Here is a 25,270-nt window from a genome sequence, read left to right as displayed (position 1 = left end):
AATAAATGATATATTACAACCAACTTAGTTACTGCTTACAATCTAATGAAGATAACATCATCATTACATTGTTGGTTGATGGAAATCCTTTGTACGATTCTATTACATGTAAACATGCTGAGGTCAATTTTGAGAACGAAGAGCAAGCTCGCGAATTCATGGAAGATTCTTACTATTTTAGAGTTCACCCACAAGATCCAACAAGTGAAGAAACACTATTTTATTACAATTTCCCTGAAAACTTAATGCCTGTAGATCCAAAACATCCGATGATTGGTTTACATTCTGAGCAAACTTTTGAATTACTTGTAGCTCCATTTTTAGCCACCAACGAATTGAATTTATCTGACGAAAAAATAATTGAATTAAGACAGGATATTTCAAGATTAGAGAGGAACGAGAACTTGATCTGTCTTTCTCATTGTTGCGGATATATAGACTGCTCTAATGTACACATGAAAATTGAGAGAAACCAGATAGAAAAAACAGTTAGTTTTTGTAGTTTCAAAGCTTCTTCGGATTACGAATTTCATTCAGACGTTTGCTACACTTTTGAAGAATCTCAGTATCTTGATTGTTTACAAAAATTGAAAAAACTCAACGACAATCTTAAAACCTATCAAGATTATTCGGAGTTTGAAAGCAAACGATTTTATGATAGTTTGGAGTAATACTAGTTATGCTTTTTTCGCAATTAATATATTAAGAAAGTCAACTAATAAATTGACTTTTAGCTTATTTTGTCAATACATAAGCTTACTTTACCATTATAAATTTGCAAAAATCTCATTATAATTCCTTATATTTGTAATACCATAATGTTATTTAACCACTAATAACATTCATAAATACCCTTATTATGTTATTTATATCACTTTCGAAAGTACAAGAAAAATTGATTCAAAACATTCGTGAAAGGAGATTACAAATGAATCTTACCCAAGAAGGTTTAGCAGAAAGATCTGGTGTGCCATTATCTACGCTTCGTAAGTTTGAACAAAAAGGAATGATTTCATTAGATTCTTTTCTAAAAATTTTGTCTGTTGTTGGAGGATTAGAAGAAATGGTTGAGGTTTTAAAACCAAACAAACACGAATTCAAATCCATTGATGAGGTAATAAAATCAAGCGAAGTTCAACCCAAAAAAAGAGGAAGTAGAAAATGACAACAGCAATAAAAGATTTAAAAGTAGGTTTAAATTTCGGTTCTGAAACATTGCCTGTTGGTCGATTAGCAATCCGAAACAATATTATCTATTTTCAGTATGATGATAATTTTTTAGAACATAATTTAGAAATATCACCACTAAAACTTCCATTGATGCGTGGGGTAATCGAGCTTCCTCCAAATCCTTTTGAAGGCTTAGCAGGGGTTTTCAATGACAGTTTACCCGACGGATGGGGAAGATTACTTTTTGACCGTAAACTTCGTTCAGAAGGAATTCTATCATCGGATATTTCACCGTTAGATCGTTTGGCTAATGTCGGTTTTCACGGTTTGGGAGCATTGGTTTATGAACCAGACCAAAGCCAAGAAACCAACCAAGAAACAATAGATTTAGATACATTAGCAACTCAAACAGAAGAAGTTTTAGAAGGTAATTCCGAAGACATGATTTCTGAACTTTTAGCATTGAATGGTTCTTCTGCTGGTGCTAGACCAAAAGCATTGATAGGTTTAGATTCCGAAAGAAAAAAGATCTCTCATGGTGCAAATAATCTAAGTGATGATTATGAACATTGGATTGTTAAGTTCCCTAACTCACAAGACGGAAAAGATTCTGGTGCGATAGAATACGTTTACGCATTAATGGCTAAAGATGCAGGAATAGAGATGCCTGAAGTTCATTTGTTTTCATCACAAAAGGGAAATGGTTATTTTGCGATAAAAAGATTTGATAGAGATAAAAATAAACGACTTCACATGCATACTGTTAGTGGATTGGTTCATAGTAATTTTAGATTACCATCTCATGATTATGAAGACTTACTATCATTAACAACTGTTTTAACTAAAGATATCCGAGAGGTTGAAAAGATGTTCCGTTTAGCAGTTTTCAACGTGCTAGCACATAACAGGGACGATCACGCTAAGAATTTCACTTACCTGATGAATTCTCTTGGAGAATGGAAATTATCTCCAGCTTATGATCTTACTTTTTCTAACGGCCCTGGTGGTGAACAAAGCACAATGGTTATGGGAGAAGGGCGAAACATTACTGTTAGCCATCTTGTAAACTTAGGGTTGAGTGCTAAACTACCAAAATCTTTCATAGAAGAAGTTATTCAACAAACAAAATCTGCACTTAACCAATGGACAGATTTATCTAGATTGTATGGAATATCTACAACGAATGTTGAATTAATCAATAGTGTTATTAAAAGCTAACAGAGGATATATATACCAGCTAATATTAAATAATCAGAATACAACACATAAACAAAAAGCAGGTTCAAAAAACCTGCTTAATTTTTTATAAATCTTTTATAGAGTGACAAGAGAAAAACTTGGAGGATGTAAAGATATATGCTGTGAGAAATCTTAGAACTTCGATAACAGATTTCTGTTCGGATCATAATTTATTATTTATTGTCTAATAATTTATAAGCCTCTTCCTTGGAACAATATAAACGACCACCAACCATATTAAAAATCAACTTCTTTTTTTTATTCCAATTATACATCGTTCTCTCTGTATGTTTGAAAAAAATAGAAGCTTCTTTTACACTAAAATGATTGTCTGAAACATCTATAATTTTTTTTCCAATATCATCAACAACTCCATCGAAACCATTGTTAACAACACCCAAAACTCTCTTGATGGCTTCTTCTGCCACCAAATTTGCAAATTTCTCAAGCTCGCTAGCTTGAATTAAATACATATTCTTCACTATTATAAAGATTTAAATTATATCTTTACATTAGTTTCATATTATTTCATGACACATGAAAAACACATGACAATGGTAATAAATATGGTAATTTATTATTTTACCATATAACAAAAAAGGTTGAAAATCAAATAATTAACAACCTTTTATAGTACTCGGAGTGGGAATCGAACCCACACTCCAAAGGAACACGAGTTTGAGTCGTGCGCGTCTACCAATTCCGCCATCCGAGCCTTTATGGACTGCAAATATAATGTTAGTTTATTTATTTTTCCAACTATTTTTTAAACTTTTTACAGAATTATTTCTAACGTATCGTAAGCCAAATGTTTACCTTTTGGTAATTTTTCCTCTACTTCATCATGAAATCCCAAATGATGCGAAATATGTGTAAAATATGTCTGCTTTGCGCCTATTAAATCCGAGTATCGTATTGCTTCATCTAATAATATATGCGAAAAATGTTCTTGTTCTACTCGCAGCGCACTAATGATTAAAACTTCTACTCCTCGTAATTTTTCAAGAGATTCTGTTGGAATCGTTTTTACATCCGTCAAATAAGCAATTTTATCATCAATTAAATATCCCAAAATAGGCAAGGGTCCGTGTAGAACTTTAATTGGTTCAATCGTAAATCCAGCAACCGAAAATTTTTCATCTTCTATAACATTCTCTATTACCGTTGGTACTCCAGGATATTTATGTTCAGCAAACATATATGGAAAACGATTATGTAATTCATCCAACACGCGTTTCAAACCATAGACATTCATATCCTCTCCAGATTTAAAAACAAGCGGGCGAATATCATCCAATCCTAAAACATGGTCATTATGCTCATGTGTATATAATATTCCATCTAACCTTTGCGCATTATAACGCAACATTTGTTGTCTAAAATCTGGTCCACTATCTATCGTAATAATCTTTCCATCCTTTTCTAACAACAAAGAAGAACGCAAACGTTTATCTTTTTGATTTGTTGACAAACATACCGGATGATCGCTACCAATAATCGGAATTCCTTGTGAAGTCCCTGTTCCTAAAAAATGTATTTTTATATTTGATTTAGCCATAATGATTTGGTAAATTTACCACAAACTATTTGAAATTAAAATATGGCATTAGAACAAGTTCTTACTCCTAAACAAAAAGCTTTAGAGATCAATTTGAATCCGAAAATATACGGTTCTTTTGCAGAAATTGGAGCAGGTCAAGAAACCGTTCGTTTTTTTTATCGCGCAGGTGCTGCTTCGGGTACTGTTGCAAAAGCGATGAGTGCTTATGACAAAGAAATGTCCGATTCTATATATGGTGTAGAAGAAAATCGTCGTTATGTGACACAAGCTCGCCTTAAAAAAATGTTGGATCATGAGATGGAATTGATGAAAGAGCGTCTAGTCCACGATCACTACAAAGAAAAAGCATTTTTCACCTACGCAAATACGGTAACAACAATTGATTATTCAAAGAAAAATGAAGGTCAAGGTTGGATAGGTTTACGTTTCAAGTTAAATGCAGAAGATGAAAAAGCAAACGAGATTATTTTTCATGTAAAATTCAAAGAAAATACGGCTCAATTGCAACAAGAAACTTTAGGTGTTTTGGGTGTTAATTTGATTTATGGCGCTTATTATTACTACGATAATCCCCGAAAATTAATAAAATCTTTATACGATACGTTGGATAAAGATCAATTAGAAATTGACATGATTAATTTCCGTGGACCACAATTCAAATATGTTGATAATCGATTGATGTCACTTCAGTTGGTTAAAAACGGAATGACGGATGTTGCGGTTTTCAATCCACAAGGAAAAAATATTTTACCTGCCGATTTATTATACAAAAAAAATATCTTCGCTGTTCGTGGCTCTTTCCGTCCTTTTATGAATGTAAATATGGATATGTTCAAAGGTGGTTTAGAAATTTTCAAACAAGAAGATGATGTTAGAACAGATAATACCGAAATTTTATTTGAGATTACGCTTTCTAACTTGATTGCTTCTGGTTTTGAAGGCGAATTGAATGAACGAGATTTTTTAGATCGCGCTGATATTATTGGTAGTTTAGGTTACAATGTTATCATTTCTAACTTTTCTGAATATTATAAATTAGTTGATTATTTCTCGAAATTTACTCGAAATCAAACCAAAGTTGGTTTAGCGATGGGTGTTAATAATTTGGTCGAAATTTTCAATGAGCAATATTATGCCGATTTACCTGGCGGAATTATGGAAGCTTTCGGAAAATTATTCAAGAAAAATGTAAAAGTTTATTTGTATCCATATTTAGACAAAGAAAAAGATATTTTGTTGACGTCGAAAAATCTACAAGTAAGTGATAGCGTGCACGAATTGTACAAATATTTCTTGTATAACGGAAGAATTCAAGATATTTTGAATTACAACAGAAGTTATTTAGATTCTTATTCGCGTCGAATTTTAGAAAAAATTGCAAATGCTGAGCAAGATTGGGAAAATGAATGTCCAGAAGGTGTTGCAGACATGATCAAAGATCGTGGAATGTTTGGCTATAAATTGAAATATATTTTAGAATAAATTATTCGTAATATCAATCTGAATTCGTTTCATTCTCATCATAAACAATATGTGATGTTGAAATAAATTCAACATGAAAAACCACTTCTGCAGAAGTGGTTTTTTATTTTTATTCTAAATATCTCTTCTTTTCTAAGATAAAGTCTTTAATATTATCATTTCTTTTAATACTAATATTTATTTTTGATTTATTCTTTAAAATATCGTTCTGAAAATATTTACAAATATTTTCTTTACTCAAATTAGTAAAATCCATTTCTTCAATACTAAGAATTTCATCACCTAACTCAAGATTACCTTCATCTTCAAATAATAGTTTAATATATGGTTTATTATTTTCAAATGAATAGCCAAAACCAAAAGAATCTAAAGATTTTTTATTAAAATCTATTGGTTCGTTTTTTTAATAAATGTACTTGTTGCTCCAATCTATTATTACTCCAAAATTTTCTAAAAACTTATTTCCAATTAAGTTTTTTTCTCCAGACATAAAAATATGATCACTAAAAACTTTTTTTCCAATCTCAAAAGTATCTAATTTAAAATAATAGTTTTCGGATATTTTACTTTTATTAAAAGCACCGATTGATGAAATACCTTTTACATTAACTTTTTGAGAATCTTTTACTGATATTAAATTTCTATCAATAGAAAAGCCTCCGTTAGAACCTGTGTCTAATTTAAAGTTGAAAACATGATTTTTTATTGTTATTGGAAGTAATGGTGTATTTTGTCCATCTGTTGAAAAAGGAATTTTTAAAAAATACGTTGATAAATCAAAATTATTTAAATCTTCTGTTATAGTAATATTTCTTTTTAAATAGTCAATATTCCAAAGTGCTAAAGCCATTAAATTTTCCCCTATAATTCCATCAATATTTAGACAATCAAATTCAAAACCTTTAAAATCATAAATATGTGCTTCTATATTATAAAAAGAGGATTTTCCTATTTTAATTTCTGAAACAAAGGTATTATTAATGATTTCACGATTGTTTTGTGAGTCCCTTATACTAGATGAAGATTGTACTTTTAAATTTAAATCTTTCTGAATTGACGTTGAAATAAATGTCAACGCTCCAGTATCTACCAAAAAATTATACTCTTTATTATTAATCGAAACTTTTATAAAAGGTAAATTATTTATGTATTCTAAATTTACTAAATCAATTGATTGATTCATTTTAAGAAATGATTTTTTAGTTTGAGCTAAAAGCATTGTGCTAAAAAAGATTAATATCAATGGAAAATATTTCATTTTGTTTTATTTAAAGACTCAAAGTAATCTGAAAAGTTACAAAAAAAGCTCCGAGTTTCCTCAGAGCTTAAAAATCATTATATAAAAATTCTTTCGAATTAATCTTCAGCAAATAATTCTGCTTCGTCAGCTGGATTATCAACAGAAGGTTTTCCATCTACTGGCTCACCTTTGATTAATGCGACAATTTTAGCTTCAATTTCTTCTGCTAATTCAGGATTATCTTTCAATACTTCTTTTACAGCATCGCGACCTTGTCCTAATTTACTATCGTTGTATGAATACCAAGAACCAGATTTGTTTACAATTCCTTTCTCAACACCCATATCCAAAATTTCTCCAACTTTAGAAATTCCTTCACCGTACATAATATCAAATTCTGCTTGACGGAATGGAGGAGCAACTTTATTTTTAACCACTTTTACTTTCGAATGATTTCCGATTACCTCATCTCCATTTTTGATTTGAGTAGAACGACGAATATCCAAACGTACAGATGCATAGAATTTTAAGGCATTACCACCAGTTGTTGTTTCTGGATTACCAAACATAACACCAATTTTTTCACGTAATTGGTTAATGAAAATCGCTGTACATTTCGTTTTATTAATTGTTCCTGTCAATTTACGTAAAGCTTGAGACATCAAACGCGCTTGTAATCCCATACGAGAATCTCCCATTTCACCTTCAATCTCCGCTTTTGGAGTAAGTGCCGCAACAGAGTCAATTACGATAATATCTATCGCTCCCGAACGAATTAAGTTATCTGCAATTTCTAATGCTTGCTCACCATTATCTGGTTGAGAAATAATTAAGTTTTCTACATCAACACCCAATTTCGCTGCATAATAACGGTCAAAAGCATGCTCAGCATCAATAAAAGCAGCGATACCACCAGCTTTTTGCGCTTCAGCAATAGCGTGTAATGTCAATGTTGTTTTACCAGAAGATTCTGGCCCATAGATTTCGATAACACGTCCGCGAGGATAACCTCCTACTCCTAACGCTAAATCTAATCCCAAAGATCCAGAAGGAATTACTTCTATTTTATCATCAACAGCCGAATCTCCCATACGCATTACAGTTCCTTTTCCGTAAGCTTTGTCCATCTTATCTAAGATTAGCTGTAACGCTTTCTTTTTATTGTCTAAATCGCTCATTATATTATTTTTTATTTTTCTAAAATTTGTTTTGCGTGTTCTTTTGTTTTCACTTTTTCAATTACATCCGTAATCATTCCTTTTTCATCAATAATGAACGTTGTACGATGAATTCCATCAAATTCGCGTCCCATAAATTTCTTTGGTCCCCAAACACCGAAAGCATTCAGAATTTCATGATTTTCATCTGCAAGCAAAGGAAAACGTAAATTGTTTTTCTCAGCAAAATTCTTTTGTCTTTTCACAGAATCTGCACTTACTCCAACCAAATGATAACCTTGCGCCTTCAACGCATTTTCGTTATCGCGTAAATCACATGCTTCGGCTGTACAACCTGGTGTACTTGCTTTTGGATAAAAGAAAACGACTAATTTTTTTCCTGCAAAATCTTGGTACGAAACTTCGTTTCCATCTTGATCAATTCCTTTAAAATCTGGAACTTTATCTCCTATTTTTAACATCTTGATTTGTCTTTAGAACTTCTCGTAAAAATAATGATTAAATCTTGAATCGTAACTGATTTAACTAATTAATCTTTTATTTATACTACAAATGTAATGTTATACAACGCCAAAATAAGTCGCTAAATATTTACTTTTATTTTTTTGTAAGAAAGCTTGTGGCTGATTATTTAAAGCATAATTAAAGATGTTTCATTATTTTTACACAAAAAGTTTCAGAACTTATGATGTTAAAGAAAGAGCGTATCCAATTTGTGATTGATGAATTGGAAAAATTATATCCAGTTCCACCAATTCCATTAGACCATCAAGATGCTTTTACATTATTGATCGCCGTTTTATTATCTGCCCAAACAACAGATAAAAAAGTGAATCAAGTAACACCCGAATTATTTGCGAAAGCTGCTAACGCAAAAGCAATGTCGTTATTAGAAGTAGATGAAATAAAATATTATATCCGCGAAATTGGTTTATCAAACACAAAAGCCAAAAATATCAAACGATTATCTGAAATTTTAATCGAAAAATACGATGGCGAAGTTCCAGAAGGTTTTGAAGAATTAGAAGAATTACCTGGTGTTGGACACAAAACCGCTTCGGTTGTGATGTCTCAATGGTTTGGTCATCCTGCTTTTCCTGTCGACACACATATTCATCGTTTGATGAAATTATGGAAATTGACAAAAGGTAAAAATGTTGAGGAAACAGAAAAAGATGCGAAGAAAATCTTTCCAAAAGAGTTGTGGAACAAATTACATATTCAAATCATTTATTATGGACGTGAATATTCTCCTGCACGCGCTTGGAGTTTAGACAAAGATTTTATTACACGAAAAATGTTCGAATAAAAAATACCTTCCAAAATGGAAGGTATTTTCATTATTATTTTACAATTTCAAAAACTTGCAAACGAAGCTTTATCGTATCTACTTTACTCAACGTATCTTGCAAAACCAAATATTTTGGATCTAACTGCTTCACATAATAATTGTACGTTGTATCATTCAGAGACATCGTTAACAAACGTTTTGTTTTAGACGTATTATACACATACGTTCCTGTCGTTTGTTCTTGTACACAATTTCCTTTTTCGGTTTTATACATGTTAGAATTATAATTCGTAACATCCGAAAAATCTAATGTAGACTGTCGCTCACAAGACAACAACTTGTCTGTTTCCGTTATATTCCCTTTCGTTTTTCTAATTTCTTTCAATTGCCATTTTCCAGATCGCAACAATTGATCTTGCGATATTGCCAACGAATCGTCTTCTTTGCACGAAAAAACTGAAAGCAATAAAATTGATGCTAAAAATAGGCTGAATATATTTTTCATTCGGTTCAATAATTATGTGGTAAAAATAAAGATTTTGAATGATGTTTTCAGTTTATAAAAAAGATTTGAGATAAAATTTTAACTTTAACCTTCAAACCATTGAAATATGAAAACTTTTCAAATCGATACTTCCGACGGATTCAAGATTACAGTAACCTCTTTTGGCGAAAATAATGCAACAAAAAAAATCATTGTCATTTCGTCTGCAATTGGTGTTAAACAAACCTTTTACGCAAAATATGCAACATATTTAGCCAACAAAGGCTATTTAGTTTTTACGTATGATTATCGCGGAATTGGAGAATCGAAACCAAAAAAAATGAAAGATTTTGAAGCGCATTTTACAGATTGGGCGGACAAAGATTTTTTAGGTTTGACGCAATATATCGAAGAATTTTATCCCAATCACGAAAAATTCTTAATTGGTCATAGCATCGGTGGAATTATGATTGGTTTAACACGCGCTTACAAAGTGTATGATAAAATTGTAACGATTGGCTCACAATACGGTTATATCAAAAATTTTCATCAAAAAGATAAACCAAAAGTGAATTTCTTTTTTCGCATTGCAATTCCGATTTTATCTGCTTTTTACGGATTTTTTCCTTCTCAAAAAGTCGGAATGGGCGAAGCAATTCCAATCGGAATTGCGAAAGATTGGCGAAAGTTAATTCTGAATGAAACTTCTATTTTAGGTTATGCAGATGAAACTCAAAATTTGTATGATGAAATTACAAAACCTGTTTTAATCATTAGTTTGGATGATGATTTTATGGCAACGCCAAAATCTGTAGATTTATTTGCGCAATTAGTTTTGAAAAATGCGAAGAAAAAACGTTTAAATATCATTCCAAAAGAATATGGATTGAATGAAATTGGACATTTAGACTTCTTTCGAGAAAAAAATAAAAATGAAATTTGGCATATTCCTCTTGATTATATTGAAGAATAAAAAAAGCTCGAGAAATTTGAACAGATTAAAAATTAATTATTATAATAATGAGCTCAAATCCTCTCTTAACTCACTATAACAATATGTTGTGCATTATGATTTTTTATAATTAAAATAATCTAAAACAATTTGAATCTCAATTCACTTTACTGAGAAATTCTAGAAAATGAATTGAGACATAATTTTCTCAAATGTGTGACCAATTTATGGTAAGACGAAATTACACAAAATATTTTAATGTTTTAAAACAAGAATTCTTGATAGGAAAACCTGAAAATATAGATGAACTAAAGTAATATGTTTAAACAAAGTGTTTATCTCTATAACAGTCTAAGATCTCTCTTGAGTCTTAAAAATAAGACTCCAAAAAAAATATAAAAAAACTGAAAAAAACATATTCCTTCGGGCTTAAATATTATTTTAGGACTAGTCATCTATTTCTTTTTCAAGATAAAAACTTCTTTGATTTTTTCTGGATCAACTTTATCGTTTTTCGATGTTTTTTCAAGTTTTGCAATCAAATGATTTACTTCTTCTTCAGAAGCTGGGCCACCAAGATTTTCTCCATTTACGCGAGAATCTTCTAGAACTTTTCCAGTCGAATCTAGAATTACCCAAAAAGGTAAACCTTGATCTTTTCCACCTAATTTCTCATTGACAGCATCTCCGCCTGGCGTTTCTAAATTTTTCTTTTCAGCACGTTCTTGAACAGTAATAAATGTTTTGACATAATTCGCATCAAAATATGGTTTCACAGCTGGATCGTCCATATTTTTTTCCATCTTTTTACACCACCCACACCAAGAAGCATGAAAAATTAAGAAGACATTTTTATTTTCAACTTTCGCTTGATTTTGAGCTTTTGTTAATATTTCTGTTGCTGTTTGCGCGTTTACGATTCCTGCGAAAGCAATCATAAAACTTACGATTAAGGCTTTTAATTTCATTGTAATAAGTATTTAAGTAAATGTAAATAAATAATTGTATTTTCAATAAAAAATTAACACTTATGAAACATTTTTTAGTATTTATCTTTTTGCTATTTCTCACAAGTTGCGTACCCAATAACATAAAAACAATTGAAGGAAAATGGAAACAAGATTTTTTGGATTATAAATCGAAAGTGGTAGAAGTTCCTTTGTCGAAAAGTGATGCGATTATGGATGTTTCAAGAAATAAATCAAAATTAAAAATAGAATTTGATTTTCATGACGATTATGAAAAAGATGTGACAGATTCTGTTGTGTTTAATTTTCCTCAACTCAAATTCAGAAAAATAAATCTTGATAAAACTTCTAATTATTATGATTTAACTTATAATGCGACTTGCGATTGTTTTTATGGTGAAATGAAATCATATTCTGGAAATGTATTAAACATAAAATTGAACAGAGTTTCTTCGGTTAAATAAATTTAATGGAAATCATTATCTTTGCACAAAATTATTAGAACATCGTTCTAATATTCAATCATTAAAAAAAAAGAGACAACATATATGAAATGTGGAATTGTTGGATTGCCTAATGTTGGTAAATCTACTTTATTTAACTGTTTGTCGAATGCAAAAGCGCAATCGGCGAATTATCCTTTCTGTACAATTGAACCAAATGTAGGAACAGTTTCTGTACCAGATACTCGTCTAAATCAGTTAGAAGCAATTGTAAATCCAGAGCGCGTTGTGCCTGCGGTTGTAGAAATTGTAGATATTGCTGGTTTGGTAAAAGGAGCAAGTAAGGGAGAAGGTTTAGGAAATCAATTTTTAGGAAATATCCGCGAGTGTAATGCAATTATTCACGTTTTACGTTGTTTCGAAAACGAAAATATTACACACGTTGACGGTTCTATTAATCCATTACGCGATAAAGAAACAATCGATATTGAGTTGCAATTGAAAGATTTAGACACAGTTACAAAACGTATCGATAAATCTAAAAAAGCAGCGAAAGCGGGAAATAAAGACGAACAAAAAGTTGTAGAAGTTTTAACAGCTGTAATCTCTCATTTAGAAGAGTTGAAAAATGTTCGTGAGATGGATTTGGACGAAAAAGAGCAAGAAATTGTGGATTCGTTACAATTGATTACTTCTAAACCAGTTTTGTACTTATGTAATGTAGACGAATCTGCTGCAAAAGACGGTAACGAGTGGGTAGAAAAAGTAAAAGAAGCTGTAAAAGATGAGCATGCTGAAGTTTTGATTTTAGCGGCACAAATTGAAGCTGACATCAATGAATTAGAAACGTTTGATGAACGTCAAATTTTCTTAGAAGAATTAGGATTAGAAGAACCAGGAGTTAATCGTTTGATTCGTTCTGCTTATACATTGTTAGATTTAGAAACTTATTTCACAGCAGGTGTAAAAGAAGTTCGTGCTTGGACAATCAAAAAAGGTTCTACAGGACCACAAGCGGCAGGAGTTATTCACACCGATTTCGAGAAAGGATTTATTCGTGCAGAGGTAATCAAATTTGATGATTATATCACTTACGGATCAGAATCTAAATGTCGTGAAGCAGGAAAATTGAACGTAGAAGGAAAAGCATACATCGTACAAGATGGTGATATTATGCATTTCTTGTTTAATGTGTAAACAGTTATTTTAGAATATTTTACTAAAAGCATCAATAAATATTGATGCTTTTTTTATTTAAATAAGCTTTTATAGATTTGTTTTTAAAACTAATGTTTGTTAGTGAAATAATTGTATTTTTAAATCATTAATAATTAATTCAATATGAAAAAAAACTTTTTACTACTTACTACATTTATATTAGGATTTGCTAATGCGCAAAATACTATTATTTTCGAAGAAAATTTTTCTCCAGAAGGAACAAGAAATTTATGGACAAGGTCAGAACTAGATGGTGATGGTTTTATGTGGGAATTTTATAATGATGCAACACCATTTGGCTCTTGTGCTATTTCTATATCTAATATAGTTTTTATGCCTATAAATACTGATAATATTCTAGTTAGCCCTGAAATAACATTGCCTTCTGAAAAGGATTTAAAACTATCTTTTAGCATTTCTAATATGTCGCTAGAATTAGCAAAAGAGAATTATAGTGTTTATATATTACCTTCTACTTCTACGTTTACAGGTAATGAAAAGCCTATTTTTACTGAAAAGCTCGATCAAGATTATTCAGAAGTTCCAAAAGATATTAATTTGTCAATAGATGAGTATGCTGGTCAAAAAGTAAAAATAATTTTCAGGCATTATAAGACTGATTATAAGGAATCTATGATACTAAAATTGGGTAATGTAAAAGTAGAAGCATTAACATTAGGAACATACGAAGCGAATAAAAAACATGTATCAGTTTATCCAAATCCAACTTCGGATATTGTTTACATAAAAGGTTTAGAGAAAGTAGAAAAAATTCGTGTTCTGGATTTTACAGGTAGAATTCTTAAAGAAGTAAAAGGCGACCAAATAAATATAGCTAATTTACCAAAAGGAGAATATATTGTTAATTTCTATACTAATAATGAAGTAATCTCAAGAAAAATACTAAAAAAATAATTAAGATATTATTAACATTTAAATATTAAAACAAAAAAAACCTCAATCAAATGATTGAGGTTTTAAGCAGTGGTGCCTCCAGGAATCGAACCAGGGACACAAGGATTTTCAGTCCTTTGCTCTACCAACTGAGCTAAGGCACCGCCTTAATTGTGATGCAAATATAGAGCGAAAATCCGTTCTACCAAACATTATTTAAAATATTTTTTAGACGAAAAAGCTATCTTGTTCATTTACCGAGAAATAAATTTTAAAATATTTTTATCTTTGCAAAAAATGAGTGGTTTTAATATTTTAATAGAGATTTAACAACTCATTTTTGCAATCTAATTTTTACAATTCGCAACAAATCATCATATTTGCGTCTTAGAATTCTATTATACATTCATAATGAAGTGGATTATTTGTAGTTTATCACTATTTAGCGTGGTAACAATAAAAGCTCAGTCAATATCAGTTTCACCTTATTCGGCATACGGAGTAGGGGAGCAATTGTTTGATAATAATACTGAACAAGCTGGTATGGGCGGTATCTCAACGGTTCCTACGAATCCTTTTGGACAAAGTGCGAATTTTTCGAATCCTGCAGCAAACCAAAACTTGCGTATGACAACTTTCAATGCAAGTGGAAGTGGAACTAATTATAATTTCAAATCTGGAACAGATAAAGAAAATGCAGGTCGTTTCAATGTTTCTAATATTTCATTGGCTTTTCCAGTTGGTGAAAAAGGAAGTTTCGGAGTTGGTTTTCAACCTTACACAGCGTTGGGATATGATATTATGAATACTTCTGAGAAAAATAATATCAAACAAACTGTACAGATGAAAGGTGATGGAGGGTTAAATAGTCTTCATGCTTTTTATTCAAGAAATCTTTCAAAAGGATTTTCTTTAGGTTTGCGTGTTAATTATCTTTTCGGAGAGTTGCAACGTAACGAGATTTTAGCTGTAGATGGAGCAAGTTTAGCTGTAGATTATAGCGATAAATCGAACTATCGTGGTGCTCAATTTACGTTAGGATCTATGTATACGAAGAAAATTGGAAAAAATAACAATTTAAACATTGGTGCTACTTATACATTAGGAACTAAGTTAAGAACAGATGTGACAGATCTTACAACTTCTTACACATATATCGGAACAACACAATATTCTGTAGATACAATTTCTATTATTAGAATTGATAATGGAAAAACTAAGATTCCACAACAATTTACTTTAGGAGCATCATATTCTAAAGATAATACGTGGTCGTTAGCTGTAGAAGCGAAATATAATAATTGGAAAGATTTCTCTCAACCATTAGAAGGTCAAAATACTACAATGTCTTCTGCAGTAGATTACAAAAACAATGTACGTTTGGCAGTTGGAGGATATTGGATTCCAGATTATAACAGTTACAAAAGTTATTTTAATCGTGTAACGTATCGCGCTGGGATGTATTATCAATCAGCTCAGTATTCTATTCACGGAACAGATATTGATGCTTATGGAGCAACTTTAGGTTTTGGATTTCCAATTGGAAAACAAAATGATGGCTCTATGATGAATATTTCGTTAGAGTACGGACAAAAAGGAAAAACAACAAACAACTTAATCAAAGAAAATTATTTAGGAGTTAAAGTTGGATTTGATATTAACGATATTTGGTTTAGAAAAAGAGTTATTGACTAATTTTGGACAAACAAAAATTGTATAAAAAAGCAAACGAAAAAGTTTTAATTAAACCGAGTATTGTATTTGGTCTGATTAGCGTTTTCGTTTTGCTTTTTTCTTGTAAAAAAGAACTTCCTCCTATCAGTAAAAAGAAGGTAGAATTCCCAACACGCACACTTATCAATGCAAATATTATCAACAAAGATTCTGGAAGAATTTCGGGTAATTTGCGTTCACCATTAATCGAAGAATATACAACCGTAGATTCTCCTTACACGATTTTTAGAAAAGGTTTAAACCTTGACTTTTATCAAAAAGGAAGTGTGAAACCAGGTTATTTTCAGGCAGATTGGGGAAGATTAAGTGATGTAACAGGAATCTACGAATGTAGAGGAAATGTAATTATCGTAAATGAGAAAGGTGATTCGTTGAAAAGCGAGCAATTATTTTGGAATAAGAAAAATAAAACAGTTTATACATCGAAAGAAGTTTACTTAATTAGCAAGGAAGGCGATTCGTTAACAGCGAAAAACGGTTTGCAAGCTACTGACGATTTAGAAACCTATACTTTATTCAATAATCAAGGATTTAAGTATGTTGATGATAATCAAAAATTCTAAAGAGCGTTAAAAAAATTAACAAAAAAGCGCATACTTGTCGCTTCTTCTATTTTATTATTCAATGTATTGTCGTATTTTCGCCACCTATTATAGAAATAACATTAAAATAAAACAATGGCAGTTTTAGGAGAAATTCGTAAAAAAACTTGGCTGATCTTCGTGGTAATCGGAGTTGCAATGTTAGCTTTCGTTGCAGGAGATTTATTCGGAGAGAATTCAAAAATAAAACAATTATTTACTGGAGATCCGTCTGTAGTTGGTACAGTGAACGGAGAACCTATTGGTATTGCAGAATATCAGAGTGCGTACGATCAAACACAAAAGATGTACGAAAATCAAGGTCAAACTGCAACTCCAAATCAAATTGCTCAACAAACTTGGAACAGCTTAGTTAGTCAGAAAGTGTTGAAACAACATGCTGAAAAATTAGGTTTAAAAGTTTCTGATGATGAATTTTGGAGCTATACAGCTCAAAACTTCGGAATGGCATCTGGTGCAGAAGCACAACAACAGATTGCTCAATTAGAAGCGAATGCGGCATCAAGCCCAGAAGCGCAACAACAATATAGAGGTTGGTTGCAAACTGCTGAACAAATAAAATTACAGATTTTATCTCAAAAATATTTTGGTTATGTAATGGCTGGTACAGCGGTTACAGGTAAAGAAGCGGATATTCAACAAGGATACAATATTTCGAATGCAAATATTCAGTATGCATTTGTTGATTACGCAACTTTGGCTAAAAAATTAAATGTAAAAGTAACAGACGAAGAAATTTCTGCTTACGAAGCGAAATATCCAAAATTGTTCAAAGCAGAAGGTTTAGTAAAATTAAGTTACACTTATTTCCCTGCGGGAGCATCTACTGCTGATGACGCTGTTGCTTTAGCAAATATCAAAAAGTATTTATCAACTCAAATTGTTCATGACGAAGTGAACAATGTTACAGATACAATTGCAGCGTTTGGTTCTGCAAAAAGTGATTCGGTTTATGTGACTCAAAATTCTGAGAAACCATTTATTCCAAATTATTTTACAAAAGCAGAATTAGAACAAGCTCAATTAGGACCAGAAGCAACAAACTTCTTGAAAACTGCAACAGTTGGACAAATTGGTGGACCTTTCAAAATTGGAAATACATACCAATTATACAAACTTTCGAAATCGAAAGAAGTAAAAGATTCTGTAAAATCTAGCCATATCTTAGTTTCTTATACAGGAAGCGCTGCTGGAAACGGAGTAAAACGTACAAAAGACGAAGCAAAAAAATTAGCTGAACAAATTTTAGCTGAAGTAAAAGCTAATCCAGCTTCTTTTGGAGAAGTTGCTTCAACAAAATCTGATGATAAATCATCTGCTGTACAAAAAGGAAGCATTGGTTGGGTTGGAAAAAACAATCAATTAGATCAAACTTACAATGGATTTATTTTCTCTAAACCAGTTGGAACAGTTGATTTGGTAGAATCTCAATTCGGATTTCACATTATCAAAGTTGATGACGCGAAAAACAAAACAGCTTATCAAGTTGCAAACATTGTAAAAACGATCGAGCCTTCTAAAGCAACAACAGAAAAAGCATTTACAAATGCTAGAACATATGTTCAGAATGTTGAAGGAAAATCATTGAATGATTTCAAAAATACTGCGAAAAAAGGTGGTTATTTAAATAATACAACAGAAGGTATTGAGCGTTATGCTGCAATTGGTCAAGATATTCCAAACGATCAGGATGGAGATATCTTAAAATGGGCTTTTGACAAGAAAACAGATAAAGGAGCGACAAACTTGTTTACATCTTCTACAGGAGATTACATCGTTGTTCATTTAGTTGAAAAATTTGACAAAGGTTTAGCACATCCAAGTGTTGTTCGCCAATATGTAGAGCCAGTTTTGATGCACGAAAAAGTTGCTAAATTGGTTGATGAGCAAGTTGCGAATGGTGGATTAAATGCTTTTGCATCTAAATTTGGAGCGAAAAAAGGAAATGCTACGGTTAACTTCTCTAATTCTAATTTAACAGGAATTGGTTTAGAGCCTAAAGTTGTAGGAGCTGCGTTTGGTGTAAAACCAAATCAATCTTCTAAAGCGATTGCAGGTAATGCTGGAGTTTTCTACATTATTCCTTTAAACCAACAAATTCAAAAGAATCAAAAAGGTTCAATGATTTTGGATAATTTAAACCGTCAATTACAAGGACGTTTCCAACAAACATTGTTACAATCATTGATTCAAGCTGCTGATGTGGTTGATAACCGCGATAGAGCTTTACGTTAAGATTTAAAAAATTTCTTATAATAAATAAAAAAACCGCTCGAAGAATTCTTCGGGCGGTTTTTGTTTTATATTTAAGGATAAATTAGATTTATGATAAACGCAAAATATATTCTATATTTCTTTGGATTAATATCATTAATTTCTTGTGAATCATTTATAAGATTTAATGGTAATGTTTATAATTCCGAAAATGAACCTATTTCTGATGCTAAGATAACCGTATTATTGAGAAAAAATGATACTATAAAAAAAGTAGGATTTGAGTTGGATACAATTTTATCAGAAGAAAGAGAGAAATTAAGAAAAAAGGGTATTAAAGACGATTTCTATATTAATGCAATGGGAGAATACTATAAACCAAAAGTATTATTTACAGATAAAAACGGCTTTTTCAATACTAGGACAATATTAATACCTTGTGGTTTTAAATGTCCTAAAGTGAATTTGATTGTAGAGAAAGAAAATAATAAAAAAGTTATTCTACTGGATAATAAACTTAAGCGTGACAGTATGAATATTATTTTAGATTAATTTTATCAATAAAACCGTCAATTCGAGTGAAATTCGTTTAGAATTTTGTATCGAGAATAAGGATTTATAAGATAAAATTCTTCTTAATTCTCGATACAATTTTTACTCATATAAATAAATTACCATAAAAAACTCCCAAGCTATAAAGTTTGGGAGTTTTTGGTTTATTTAATTTGAGCTTTTATTAAGTCAAACTTTTCTTCTAAAAGTAGTTTGTATAATTCTTTAACTTCATTCCAGTCTTTAGCTTTATACTTAGTACCTATTTCATCAAATGTTATAATTAAATCTAATGATTTTGAAGTTTCTATAACATTTTCAAAATCATCATCAGAAATTACAGAAACCCAAAATACGCCATGTTCATCATCTGTTTCATTAATTTCAATTATAGCTTTCTCAATATCAGAAAATGTAATATTATCTTTATTATAACCTCCTAAGTATTGGATATAGTTTTCAATCATACAAATTAGTTATTATTGATCAAACCCATTTGGATATTCGCCTTTTACAAGCTCTATTTTCGCTTCTACAGCTTTTTGTAAATCTTCTTGATATTTGATTAATCTTTCTTGTAAAGTTGGATTAGTCGCACCTAAAATACGCGCTGCCAAAATTCCTGCATTCTTCGCTGCATTTACAGCAACTGTTGCAACTGGAATTCCATTTGGCATTTGCAAAATAGATAAAATAGAATCCCAACCATCAATCGAATTAGACGATTTAATTGGAACACCAACCACAGGAAGCGGCGTAATAGACGCAACCATTCCTGGTAAATGCGCAGCACCACCAGCTCCAGCGATAATAACATTTATTCCACGTTCATGTGCTGTTTTTGCATAATCAAACATACGTTGTGGCGTACGATGTGCCGAAACAATTGTTAATTCGAAAGGGATATTTAGTTCTGTTAATAGATCGGCTGCTTGTTTCATGATAGGCAAATCGCTATCACTTCCCATTATAATTCCTACCATAGTTGTTACTTTTTTGCTACGACTTTTACCGTTGCATTGACTTGTTTTATGTTTTGTTTTAATTGTTCTAAATCATCGTTCACCAATGTAACGTGCCCCATTTTTCGACCTGGTTTTGTGATAGTTTTTGCGTACCAATGCAAAAATGTTCCTGGAATCGTCAATAATTCTTCAATATTTTCGATTTCTGCTTGTCCAGTTTGTCCTTCAGCACCAATCAAATTGACCATTGCAGAAGTTGTAAACAATTTTGTAGAACCAAGTGGTAATTGCATTAACGTTCTTAACATTTGATCGAATTGTGATGAATAAGCCGCTTCAATTGTTGAATGTCCAGAATTGTGAACACGAGAAGCAGTTTCGTTTACCCAAATCGATTGATCTTTGTTTAAGAATAATTCAACTGCGAAAACTCCTGGAGATTTCAATGCTTTTACAACATCTCGCGCAATTTGTTCCGCTTTATCAGTGATTTCTTTCGGAAGTGTAGAAGGCATCAATAAATAATCTAACAAATTATATTCTTCGTTGATGACAAATTCTACCGTTGGATAAGTGACAATATTTCCTAAATGATCGGCAACCGTAACAACCGCAATTTCACGATCTAAATCGGCTGGCGTTTCGAAAATTGAAGGAGCTTGAAGCATTTTGTCTAAATCAACTTCAGATTTTAGGAACTGAACACCTTTTCCATCATAACCATCTTTTCGAGATTTTTGAAAAATCGGATAATTGATATCTTGTTTCGATTTTAAATCTTTCCAATCATCTAATCCAAAATAAGGCGCAGTCGGAATATTATTTTTGACATAAAATTCTTTCTGAACTCCTTTGTCTTGAATAATCGCTAAAGCTTCAGGATCTGGAACAACGCGTTTTCCAATTGATTTTAGATAACGTAACGCCTCAACATTTACATGCTCAATTTCTATTCCGATCGCATCTAAATCTTTTCCAAATGCAACAACCGTTTCATAATCTTTGAAATCGCCTTGTACAAAATGATGTGCATGTGGCGCGCAAGGTGCATCAGCTGCTGGATCTAAAATACTAATCTCGCAAGGATATTGCAATGCATTTTGCAAAAACATATATCCCAATTGTCCTCCTCCTAAAATTCCGATTTTTATCATATTGCGAAGTTAATGAATAATATAATTTCTATTTTTACGAGAATTAAAAAAGTATTGACGAGATGTTAACAAAATGGAGTAGAATTTTATTTTTTGTATTTGCTGGAATTTATTTAACGAGCAAGAGTTTTTATCAATATTTTGTATTCGATATGTTGGTGCAATATTCTATTTATGCGCTGATTATTGCTTTTTTCTTGTGTTTGATTTACAATTATTCAATTCGAAAAGAAGAAAAGAAAAATATTTTATGGTTGATTCCTTTGGTTGCGATTCCAATTATTACGTACAAAAACTTAGGAAATTTCTATTTTGGAGAAAATGCGAAAGGAGAAAAATCTAATTTTAAAATTACNNNNGCTTGGCAAAAACATGTAGAGTTTATCCGAAAAGAATATCCATATTATAAAGAAGAAGTAAGAAGTAACAATTTTGGAATTGCGATTTATTCTAAAATACCGTTTACAAAAGTGTCTACAAAAAATTATATTGATGAGATGCATCCGTCTATTTTAGCGGAAATTCTTGTAGACGCTAAACCATTAAGCATTTTGGCAACGCATCCTGTTCCACCTTTACCAAATCAGGCTCGTTTTGAAAGACGAAATAAACAATACGAATTGATGAAGCAGGAAATTGATGCTTTACCGAATGAAAATATCATTTTAGTTGGAGATTTGAATTCTACAGTTTATTCACCGAATTTCAAATTGGTGCAATCAGATAAAATGAAAGATGCTCGTTCTGGTTTTGGATTGAATAATTCTTGGAATGCTTTCATTCCGATTTTCCGCACAAATATTGACCAATGTTGGGTTTCGAAGAAAATAAAAGTGACCAATTTTTATCGTGGAGATGATATAAAATCGGATCATTTTCCAATAGTTGCAGAACTTAAGATAGAATAAGAATTTGGGTTAATTTTTAAATTTCAAAAAAAAGATTACCTTTGAAGTTCAATCGAAAGGGGTGCTTCTTTACAAGAGGCTGAGATTATACCCAAAGAACCTGGGCAGGTAATGCTGCTAAGGGAACTGGTACTTCACCAAATTACATTCGCGCGTAAATTATAAAAGTGTAAGATGGCTCCTTTCATAATATTTTTTAAAATTAATTATGAAAAGGTCGATTTTTTTATTGTCATTATTTGGTGCATCTATTCTTTATGCACAAGAAAAAGATTCTATTCAAAAAGAAGAAATTCAATTAGGAGAAGTTTCAATTGTCGAAAAACTTCCGATTACAGTTGAAAAGGTAACTGATAAAATGTTACAAAAGAAGAATTTGGGACAAGATATTCCAACTTTGTTAAATTCTGCTACGTCTGTTTCTATAACTTCTGATACAGGAACAGGAATTGGTTATTCGTCTATCAAAATTCGTGGACTTAATGAACAATCAATCAACGTTACATTAAATGGAATTCCGCTTAATAATCCTGAGTCTCAAGGTGTTTTTTGGGTGAATATGCCAGACTTGGCTTCATCTACAAGCTCTATGATAATTCAGAGAGGAGTTGGAACTTCATCAAACGGGATGGCTTCTTTCGGAGCAAGTGTTAATATCGAATCTCAAAATCCGTCTACCGTTCCTTTTGCAGAAGCAAATGTTTCTTTCGGAAATTATAAAACGCAAAAATATACAGTTCAGGCTGGTACGGGAAAAATACTAAATAATAAGTTGAGTATTGATGGACGTTTTTCTAAGATAAATTCGGATGGATATGTAGACAGATCTTGGTCAGATTTAATCTCTTATGATTTTACTGCCTTATATGAATTGAATGAAAAAACAAAGTTTAGATTTCAGAATATGTTTGGAAAAGAACAAACGTATCAGGCATGGAGTGGTGTAGATGCTGAAACTTTAAAAAAAGATAGAACATATAATTTTGAAGGAGAAATTTTAGACGAAAATGGAAAGGTTGAAGGTTTTTATAAAAATCACACTGATAATTACCGTCAAAATCATTATTTTCTTTCGTGGTTACAAGATTTTGGGAATAATTGGAAATCAAATTTAACAGTTCATTACACAAAAGGTAAAGGTTATTACGAGAGCTATAAAAATAATCGCAGTTTGAAACGTTATAAATTGGATTATTTAACTTCAGAAAAAAGAAATTTAATTAATCGTGAATATCTTGATAATGATTTTTATGGTTTTAATCTTGAAGTTGAAAATCAACGTCTAAATGATTTTAAAGTATTTTTCGGATTATCTGCAAACGAATATGATGGCGATCATTATGGAAATGTCTTATGGGTAAAAGGCACAGATTTTAAAGATAAGGATTTCAAATATTACAACAATCGTTCTGTGAAAAAACAATTGGCTGCTTATGCCAAAGTGTTGTATCAATTGAATAAATTTGAATTGTTTGGTGATTTGCAATATCGTTATGTTGATTATGATGCGAAATATTTGCCAAATGGAGAAAATGATTTGGAAGATTTTAGACCTTTTTCGGATAAATTCAATTTTGTGAATCCAAAAGCTGGGTTAAATTTTAAAATCAATTCTTCGAATGTATTGTATGCTTCTTATGGTATTTCACATCGTGAGCCTTTGAGAAATGATTATGTAGATTCTAAATCTAAACCAAAAGAAGAATTTCTACAAGATTATGAATTTGGTTATAGAAAAGTAGGACAACTTTCTTTGAGTGCAAATTTGTATTATATGGATTACCAGAATCAGTTGGTTGCAACAGGAGAGTTAAATGAAGTAGGTGCAAGAAAGCGTGTTAACTCTGGAAATAGCTATAGAAGAGGAATAGAGTTGGATGCGAATTATAAGGTTATTCCGAATCACTTGAATATTTTTGGAAATTTAACTTTAAGTCAAAATAGAAATATAAATTACGAAGAGGAGGTTTGGGATGAAAAAGGAATTTCTTCTATAAAAAATTATGGAAAAACAAAAATTTCGATGTCACCTGATGTGATTTCTGCTTTTGGTTTTGAAGTTATTCCTTTCAAAAATGTGTTGATTAATTTGACGAATAAATATATTGGTGAACAATATTTATCAAATACAGAACCAGTAGATGGAAAATTAGATAGTTATTTGGTTTCGGATCTTTTGATTCGATATTCGCCAAAAGTAAAAGGAATTAAAAACCTTGAATTTTCGTTCTTGATTAATAACTTATTTGATGTAGAATACGAATCAAACGGTTATTATTATGGAGGAGGATATTATTTTCCACAAGCCGGAATTAATGTTTTGGGCGGAGTTGGAATTCGTTTGTAGTAGTTTTCTTTTAATAGTTATTGTTTTTTTTAGATAATAATTATATTTTTCTTAATTAACAATGTAAATTTAAATAATATGAAAAAATTATTGTCTTTTAACAATAGGAGCTTTATCATTGAACTTCTTTAGTTGTAAAGATGATGATGACTCAAGAAAATCTTTAGATGATAAAATTGTCGGAATCTGCAAACTTGAAAAAACAGTTTATCAGGAGACAGGTACACCAGATGAAGTAGAATATCCTGATGATTGTGCTAAAAAGTCTACAACAACTTTTAATAAACACAATACTTATAAAAGTGATGAGTATTATACCGATTATCAAACTGATAAATGTATCAATGAGGTTTATGGAGGTATATATAAAATAGAAAAAGGAAACTTACACATAATAGATGACGAAACTATTTTTAAAATTCAAGAAATTTCATCTAATAAAATGGTTTTACTTCTTGAAGAAGATGTAGATTTAGATGAGAAAGTTGATTCTAAAGTTATTGTTACTTTTATAAAATAAAAAAGCTCAATAATTTAACACTACCCCCAAAAAGTTAGAAACAATTTGGGGGTATTTTTATAAAAAGAAGAGTAAAATATGATTTTGCATTTAAATTAAATATCTAAAGAAGGAGATAAAACAATATATTTACTAACCCGTTGTGCATTTTAAA

26 protein-coding genes, 2 tRNA genes and 1 pseudogene are annotated in these 25,270 nt (G+C 31.1%); 17 read left to right on the top strand and 12 right to left on the bottom strand.

The window, feature by feature from the left end:
* Positions 1–5 precede the first annotated feature (5 nt).
* The 3 genes from B3R94_RS01925 (at position 6) to B3R94_RS01915 (ending at position 2,388) form a co-directional block, all read left to right on the top strand.
* Complete coding sequence (locus B3R94_RS01925) at positions 6–671, top strand: hypothetical protein (protein WP_280051720.1); 666 nt, start codon at positions 6–8, stop codon at positions 669–671.
* A 188-nt stretch (positions 672–859) separates the two neighbouring features.
* Entirely contained in the window at positions 860–1,165 is a 306-nt protein-coding gene (locus B3R94_RS01920) for a helix-turn-helix domain-containing protein (protein ID WP_280051719.1), read from the top strand.
* A 50-nt stretch (positions 1,166–1,215) separates the two neighbouring features.
* Positions 1,216–2,388: a type II toxin-antitoxin system HipA family toxin gene (locus B3R94_RS01915; protein WP_291098242.1), complete on the top strand. Its 1,173-nt coding sequence runs from the start codon at positions 1,216–1,218 to the stop codon at positions 2,386–2,388.
* 194 nt (positions 2,389–2,582) lie between these two features.
* Here B3R94_RS01915 and B3R94_RS01910 read toward each other — a convergent pair whose 3' ends face one another.
* The 3 genes from B3R94_RS01910 to B3R94_RS01900 form a co-directional block, all read right to left on the bottom strand.
* Complete coding sequence (locus tag B3R94_RS01910; RefSeq protein ID WP_280051716.1) at positions 2,583–2,882, bottom strand: hypothetical protein; 300 nt, start codon at positions 2,880–2,882, stop codon at positions 2,583–2,585.
* A gap of 161 nt (positions 2,883–3,043) precedes the next feature.
* A tRNA-Leu gene (locus B3R94_RS01905) sits at positions 3,044–3,124 on the bottom strand.
* Between the two features lie 60 nt (positions 3,125–3,184).
* Positions 3,185–3,967, bottom strand: coding sequence for an MBL fold metallo-hydrolase (locus B3R94_RS01900; protein ID WP_219034245.1), 783 nt, complete (start codon positions 3,965–3,967; stop codon positions 3,185–3,187).
* A 42-nt stretch (positions 3,968–4,009) separates the two neighbouring features.
* On the opposite strand from B3R94_RS01900, the gene B3R94_RS01895 reads away from it, so the two are divergent.
* Positions 4,010–5,452, top strand: a complete 1,443-nt coding sequence (locus B3R94_RS01895; RefSeq protein WP_125350665.1) for a TonB-dependent receptor — start codon at positions 4,010–4,012, stop codon at positions 5,450–5,452.
* 403 nt (positions 5,453–5,855) lie between these two features.
* Here the strand turns inward: B3R94_RS01895 and B3R94_RS01890 are convergent, their stop codons facing one another.
* From B3R94_RS01890 to bcp, 3 genes are all read right to left on the bottom strand, one after another.
* Entirely contained in the window at positions 5,856–6,710 is an 855-nt protein-coding gene (locus tag B3R94_RS01890; protein WP_291073600.1) for a retropepsin-like aspartic protease, read from the bottom strand.
* 98 nt (positions 6,711–6,808) lie between these two features.
* A complete protein-coding gene (gene recA, locus B3R94_RS01885) occupies positions 6,809–7,870 on the bottom strand; it encodes a recombinase RecA (protein ID WP_038333157.1) in 1,062 nt (353 codons plus the stop codon).
* An 11-nt stretch (positions 7,871–7,881) separates the two neighbouring features.
* Positions 7,882–8,337, bottom strand: a complete 456-nt coding sequence (gene bcp / locus B3R94_RS01880) for a thioredoxin-dependent thiol peroxidase (protein ID WP_125349907.1) — start codon at positions 8,335–8,337, stop codon at positions 7,882–7,884.
* A gap of 221 nt (positions 8,338–8,558) precedes the next feature.
* On the opposite strand from bcp, the gene nth reads away from it, so the two are divergent.
* A complete protein-coding gene (nth, locus tag B3R94_RS01875) occupies positions 8,559–9,179 on the top strand; it encodes an endonuclease III (protein ID WP_038333161.1) in 621 nt (206 codons plus the stop codon).
* A 34-nt stretch (positions 9,180–9,213) separates the two neighbouring features.
* Here the strand turns inward: nth and B3R94_RS01870 are convergent, their stop codons facing one another.
* Positions 9,214–9,666, bottom strand: a complete 453-nt coding sequence (locus B3R94_RS01870) for a lipocalin family protein (RefSeq protein ID WP_291098239.1) — start codon at positions 9,664–9,666, stop codon at positions 9,214–9,216.
* Between the two features lie 106 nt (positions 9,667–9,772).
* Between B3R94_RS01870 and B3R94_RS01865 the strand changes: the two genes are divergently transcribed.
* Both B3R94_RS01865 and B3R94_RS14230 read left to right on the top strand, forming a co-directional pair.
* Positions 9,773–10,618, top strand: a complete 846-nt coding sequence (locus tag B3R94_RS01865; protein ID WP_291098236.1) for an alpha/beta fold hydrolase — start codon at positions 9,773–9,775, stop codon at positions 10,616–10,618.
* Positions 10,619–10,800: 182 nt separating this feature from the next.
* Positions 10,801–10,889, top strand: a pseudogene (locus B3R94_RS14230) (IS982 family transposase); the annotation flags it as partial.
* Between the two features lie 163 nt (positions 10,890–11,052).
* Here B3R94_RS14230 and B3R94_RS01860 read toward each other — a convergent pair.
* Positions 11,053–11,565 (bottom strand): thioredoxin family protein, encoded by a 513-nt coding sequence (locus B3R94_RS01860; protein WP_115002182.1) that lies wholly within the window; start codon positions 11,563–11,565, stop codon positions 11,053–11,055.
* Positions 11,566–11,627: 62 nt separating this feature from the next.
* Here B3R94_RS01860 and B3R94_RS01855 point away from each other — a divergent pair, with 62 nt between their 5' ends.
* The 3 genes from B3R94_RS01855 to B3R94_RS01845 all read left to right on the top strand — a co-directional run bounded on the left by B3R94_RS01855 (position 11,628) and on the right by B3R94_RS01845 (position 14,141).
* Positions 11,628–12,029, top strand: coding sequence for a hypothetical protein (locus B3R94_RS01855; protein WP_280037818.1), 402 nt, complete (start codon positions 11,628–11,630; stop codon positions 12,027–12,029).
* A gap of 84 nt (positions 12,030–12,113) precedes the next feature.
* Positions 12,114–13,205 (top strand): redox-regulated ATPase YchF, encoded by a 1,092-nt coding sequence (gene ychF, locus B3R94_RS01850; RefSeq protein WP_291098232.1) that lies wholly within the window; start codon positions 12,114–12,116, stop codon positions 13,203–13,205.
* Between the two features lie 144 nt (positions 13,206–13,349).
* Complete coding sequence (locus B3R94_RS01845; RefSeq protein WP_291098230.1) at positions 13,350–14,141, top strand: T9SS-dependent choice-of-anchor J family protein; 792 nt, start codon at positions 13,350–13,352, stop codon at positions 14,139–14,141.
* 70 nt (positions 14,142–14,211) lie between these two features.
* Here B3R94_RS01845 and B3R94_RS01840 read toward each other — a convergent pair.
* A tRNA-Phe gene (locus B3R94_RS01840) sits at positions 14,212–14,284 on the bottom strand.
* 247 nt (positions 14,285–14,531) lie between these two features.
* Between B3R94_RS01840 and B3R94_RS01835 the strand changes: the two genes are divergently transcribed.
* The 4 genes from B3R94_RS01835 (at position 14,532) to B3R94_RS01820 (ending at position 19,222) form a co-directional block, all read left to right on the top strand.
* Positions 14,532–15,815, top strand: a complete 1,284-nt coding sequence (locus B3R94_RS01835) for an OmpP1/FadL family transporter (protein ID WP_257468088.1) — start codon at positions 14,532–14,534, stop codon at positions 15,813–15,815.
* Between the two features lie 17 nt (positions 15,816–15,832).
* The gene (gene lptC, locus B3R94_RS01830) at positions 15,833–16,417 is read left to right on the top strand and encodes an LPS export ABC transporter periplasmic protein LptC (RefSeq protein ID WP_257468087.1); all 585 of its coding nucleotides are present in this window, start codon (positions 15,833–15,835) and stop codon (positions 16,415–16,417) included.
* A 114-nt stretch (positions 16,418–16,531) separates the two neighbouring features.
* A complete protein-coding gene (locus tag B3R94_RS01825; RefSeq protein WP_291098225.1) occupies positions 16,532–18,691 on the top strand; it encodes a SurA N-terminal domain-containing protein in 2,160 nt (719 codons plus the stop codon).
* Between the two features lie 90 nt (positions 18,692–18,781).
* The gene (locus tag B3R94_RS01820; protein WP_280049221.1) at positions 18,782–19,222 is read left to right on the top strand and encodes a hypothetical protein; all 441 of its coding nucleotides are present in this window, start codon (positions 18,782–18,784) and stop codon (positions 19,220–19,222) included.
* Positions 19,223–19,386: 164 nt separating this feature from the next.
* On the opposite strand, the gene B3R94_RS01815 is transcribed toward B3R94_RS01820, so the two are convergent.
* From B3R94_RS01815 to B3R94_RS01805, 3 genes are read right to left on the bottom strand one after another with little or no spacing between them, the layout of a single operon-like run.
* Positions 19,387–19,689, bottom strand: coding sequence for a hypothetical protein (locus B3R94_RS01815; RefSeq protein ID WP_291098221.1), 303 nt, complete (start codon positions 19,687–19,689; stop codon positions 19,387–19,389).
* A gap of 12 nt (positions 19,690–19,701) precedes the next feature.
* Entirely contained in the window at positions 19,702–20,205 is a 504-nt protein-coding gene (gene purE, locus B3R94_RS01810) for a 5-(carboxyamino)imidazole ribonucleotide mutase (RefSeq protein ID WP_280049219.1), read from the bottom strand.
* 5 nt (positions 20,206–20,210) lie between these two features.
* Complete coding sequence (locus tag B3R94_RS01805; RefSeq protein WP_291098217.1) at positions 20,211–21,341, bottom strand: 5-(carboxyamino)imidazole ribonucleotide synthase; 1,131 nt, start codon at positions 21,339–21,341, stop codon at positions 20,211–20,213.
* Between the two features lie 62 nt (positions 21,342–21,403).
* On the opposite strand from B3R94_RS01805, the gene B3R94_RS01800 reads away from it, so the two are divergent.
* The 3 genes from B3R94_RS01800 to B3R94_RS01790 all read left to right on the top strand — a co-directional run bounded on the left by B3R94_RS01800 (position 21,404) and on the right by B3R94_RS01790 (position 25,116).
* A complete protein-coding gene (locus tag B3R94_RS01800; RefSeq protein ID WP_291098214.1) occupies positions 21,404–22,249 on the top strand; it encodes an endonuclease/exonuclease/phosphatase family protein in 846 nt (281 codons plus the stop codon).
* A gap of 208 nt (positions 22,250–22,457) precedes the next feature.
* A complete protein-coding gene (locus tag B3R94_RS01795) occupies positions 22,458–24,596 on the top strand; it encodes a TonB-dependent receptor (protein WP_291098211.1) in 2,139 nt (712 codons plus the stop codon).
* 118 nt (positions 24,597–24,714) lie between these two features.
* Positions 24,715–25,116, top strand: a complete 402-nt coding sequence (locus B3R94_RS01790) for a lipocalin family protein (RefSeq protein ID WP_291061501.1) — start codon at positions 24,715–24,717, stop codon at positions 25,114–25,116.
* The last annotated feature ends 154 nt before the right edge of the window (positions 25,117–25,270 follow it).

The organism is Empedobacter sp. UBA7611, from assembly GCF_002484365.1.
GTDB classification, from domain to species: domain Bacteria; phylum Bacteroidota; class Bacteroidia; order Flavobacteriales; family Weeksellaceae; genus Empedobacter; species Empedobacter falsenii_B.
This window is presented reverse-complemented; position numbering and strand designations above follow the sequence as displayed.